Source organism: Methylobacterium sp. J-092 (genome assembly GCF_022829325.1).
Lineage (GTDB): Bacteria > Pseudomonadota > Alphaproteobacteria > Rhizobiales > Beijerinckiaceae > Methylobacterium.
Map to the genome: position 1 here is coordinate 1 of NZ_JAKSXU010000100.1, position 3,337 is coordinate 3,337.

Genomic DNA, 3,337 nt, shown 5'->3' on the forward strand with positions numbered 1-3,337 from the left:
CAGGTCCTCGCGCTGCAGGAGCAGGAACACCACGACGACCAGCACGATGCCGACCGTGGTCAGCGGCTCGAAGATCGGACCGAGCACCTTCTCGGCGAGTGCGAGGGGGGAGATCTCCGGGTCCTGGACGCGGACCAACTGCGCCTTGGGCGTATCGCCTGCGGCCCCCGTCGCGGCCGTGGTTCCCGACGCGTCCGCCTTCTGCGTCGCGTCGTGGACCTCGTGGCTGAACTTCTGGATGACCTTGTTGGCCTCGCCGAGCCAGCCCTGCTGCAGCCCCGCGAACTTCTTCGAGACCGTGGCCTGGTACTGCGGAAGGTTGCCGGCGAGCCCCGCCACCTGCGTGCCGATGAGCGCACCGATGCCGCCGATGACGCCGAGCGCCAGCAAGACGGCGACGATAACAGAGGGGACACGCCCGAGCTTGATCCGCCGCAGCAGATTCACAACCGGCGCCAGCACAAAGCTCAGGAGGACTGCCAGAACGAGGGGGATGAACACCTCGCGGCCGAAGTACAGTGCCGCAATCATGACCACGCCGACGGCCAGCGTCAGCAGGCCGCGCAGGCCCGGCACCAGTGGTGGCGGCACCTGGGCGGCCGGACGCAGTGCTACGGCATCATCGTTCGGCATACGCCATCCCTCGGCACGCCCGTTCCGTACGGCGCACCGCCCGATAACGTCGCCCGGAGCGATTGGTCCCGGGAATCCCGTATCCCTTGCGGGCGATCGTCCGGTGCCTGGGTGGGGACACCTCTCATCCGGCGTGTTACGCTCCCGACCTTGGCCCGACGTCGTCGTACGCGAGGTCATCCCCGGGGGGCGATCATGAAGGCCAAGGCCACCCCTTCGGCATCGTCGCGTAAGGTCCGACGCCCGCCCGGTCGCGATCCCGAACCGTCGACGGTACGGACGGAGGGCGGCCACGGCCGTGAGCAGGGACCAGTCGCCACCGACGCCAACCGCTCCGAGCTCCGTCAACTCGTCGCCGGGATGAGCGAGGGCGTGATCCTCGTCGAGCCGGACCAACGCATCGCATGGGCTAACGACGCGGCCCTGGCGATGCACGGCGTTGCGAGCCTCGACGACCTAGGTTCCACGGTGGATGTCTACCGGGCACGCTTCAGCTTGCGCTACCGCAACAACCAGGCGCCCGGTCGCTATCCCATCGAACGCGTCGTCGATGGCGAGACCTTCCGGGACGTGGTCGTCGAGGTCCGGCATGCCGACCGTCCGGGCGTCGACTTCGTGCATTCCCTGCGCAGCCTGGTCGTCACCGATACGGGCGGCCGCCCGACCTTCCTCGCCCTGATCATCAAGGACATCTCGGCACAGTTCGAGGCCGAGGAGCGGTTCGAGAGCGCCTTCAACGCCAACCCGGCCCCGGCCGTGATCGTGCGCCTGTCCGACCTGCGCCTGGTCCGCGTGAACGCCGGGTTCCTAGAGATCACCGGATACGCCCGCGACAAGGTCCTTGGGCGAAGCGTGTACGAGGTCGACCTCCTTGCCGAGGCGCATGGCCGCGAGAAGGCGCTCGAACACCTCAACGCGGGCGAGCCGATCCCGCACCGGGAGGCACTCCTGAAGCGCCCGGGCGGCGGGACGCACGCGGTCATCGTCGCGGGCCAGCCCATTGAGATGGGCGACGTCGCCTGCATGCTGTTCACCTTCGCCGATCTCGAACCGCGCCGAATGGCGGAGACGGCGCTGCGCCACAGCGAGGAGCGCTTCGCCAAGGCGTTCAGGCTCACCCCGGTCCCGACCGTGCTGACCCGGGCCTGCGACCACACCGTCACCGCCGTCAACGAGGCGTTCGTCCGGGTGTTCGGGCGTGGCGAGAAGGAAACCATGGGGCGGACGGTCGCGGAGACCCGGCTTTGGGTCGACGACGCCGCGCGCGAACGCTTCGAGACGGCCTTGGCGCGGGAAGGGTCGGCGCTCGGCGTCGAGACCTGCGTGCGCGACGGGAGCGGGACGGCCCTCGATTGCCTGGTCTCGGCCGAGCGCATCGTGATCAACGGGCAGGACGCCGTGTTGGCGGTCCTGCAGGACATCACCGAACGTAAGCGGTCCGAACGCGAGCTGTACTCGGCCATCGAAACGGTGATGACCGACGCCTCGTGGTTCAGCCGCGGCCTGGTCGAGAAGCTCTCGGTCCTGCGCAATCCCGGCGAGGCAGGGAAGCCGGTGATGCCGGACCTTACCGCCCGCGAGCGTCAGGTGCTCGACCTGATCTGTCGGGGAGTGAGCGACAAGGCCATCGGCCAGGCCCTCGCATTATCAGGCAGCACGGTGCGCAACCACGCCGCCGCGCTCTACCGGAAGATCGGCGTCAACCGCCGCACCCAAGCCGTGCTCTGGGGACGCGACCACGGCTTCCCGGCAGCCTGACCGGTACATAAAACATCCGAACCGGTACGTTTCGACGATTTGTACGGGCCGCGTCGCACGCCACCTCAACCTACGACGCAGCCTGGGCGTCGATCAGGGACCGAATGGCGAAGGAACCCAAGCAGACGCTCGAACAGGTCAAAGCCTCGGTGCGGGACGCGTTGAGGAAGCTAACCGGAGACCCGGGACCTGACGCCGGGCTGGAACCGCTCGAAGAGAAGAACAAAGCCGCAAAAGACCCAAGGCCAAAATTAGCTGGCCGCTGAATTGCCCGCAATTCATTTCGCCGTAACCGAAGTCCCCGTCGGGAGTGATCCGGACGAACTATGTTAATCGGCGGAACATCGCGGTCCCGAGGCGCTTGTCGCGTATCGGGACCGTCCGCCGAACGGACGACGACCGGCCGGTTCAACGACGTGCAACCGTCGTTCCACGACCGCGAAGCCCGAGAGACACCCAAACCCCGAAACGTCCCCGCGTGGCCTCGGCACCGCCCGACCCCGCATGCCCGGAGACCACCCATGTCCCTCCTCGCCTGGATCGTCCTCGGCCTGATCGCCGGCTTCATCGGCAGCAAGATCGTTAACAACACCGGCCAGGGCCTGCTCGTCGACATCCTGCTCGGCGTCGTCGGCGCCGTCGTCGGCGGCTTCCTGTTCAACCAGTTCGGCCAGCCCGGGGTGTCCGGAGTGAACCTCTACAGTCTGCTCGTCGCCGTCGTCGGCGCGGTGGTGGTGCTGTGGCTCTACCACGCCCTGATGGGCCGCCGCCGGGTCCTCTGAGCCGGCATACCCCGCTTCCGCCAACCCTCGGCCGAAGACCGACCCGACCACTCCCGACGAAAGAGTTTCCACGATGGCGTTGTCCCCCGATACCACCCGTCCGGCCTACGACCGCGACCTACCGACCACCAGCCTCGCCACCCCGGCCGAGGACATGCGCACGA

Annotated in this window: 4 protein-coding genes; 3 read left to right on the forward strand and 1 reads right to left on the reverse strand. The window is 67.8% G+C overall.

The features are described from left to right. Positions 1-633, reverse strand: a 633-nt coding sequence (locus MKK60_RS11395; protein ID WP_243985832.1) for an AI-2E family transporter, incomplete at its 3' end; no start/stop codon positions are given. Between the two features lie 195 nt (positions 634-828). Between MKK60_RS11395 and MKK60_RS11400 the strand changes: the two genes are divergently transcribed. The 3 genes from MKK60_RS11400 (at position 829) to MKK60_RS11410 (ending at position 3,173) form a co-directional block, all read left to right on the forward strand. Further along, on the forward strand, positions 829-2,391 hold the full coding sequence (locus tag MKK60_RS11400; protein WP_279604065.1) for a helix-turn-helix transcriptional regulator: 1,563 nt from the start codon (positions 829-831) through the stop codon (positions 2,389-2,391). A gap of 104 nt (positions 2,392-2,495) precedes the next feature. Then, a complete protein-coding gene (locus MKK60_RS11405; protein WP_243985834.1) occupies positions 2,496-2,657 on the forward strand; it encodes a hypothetical protein in 162 nt (53 codons plus the stop codon). Positions 2,658-2,912: 255 nt separating this feature from the next. Continuing rightward, positions 2,913-3,173 carry a GlsB/YeaQ/YmgE family stress response membrane protein gene (locus tag MKK60_RS11410; RefSeq protein WP_243952790.1) on the forward strand — a complete coding sequence of 87 codons (261 nt, stop codon included), beginning with the start codon at positions 2,913-2,915 and terminating at the stop codon, positions 3,171-3,173. Positions 3,174-3,337: the final 164 nt, after the last annotated feature.

Excerpts from the sequence above, each read along its gene's own strand:
- MKK60_RS11410 (WP_243952790.1), top strand. The coding sequence starts at position 2,913 with ATGTCCCTCCTCGCCTGGATCGTCCTCGGCCTGATCGCCGGCTTCATC.
- MKK60_RS11400 (WP_279604065.1), top strand. The coding sequence starts at position 829 with ATGAAGGCCAAGGCCACCCCTTCGGCATCGTCGCGTAAGGTCCGACGC.
- MKK60_RS11405 (WP_243985834.1), top strand. The coding sequence starts at position 2,496 with ATGGCGAAGGAACCCAAGCAGACGCTCGAACAGGTCAAAGCCTCGGTG.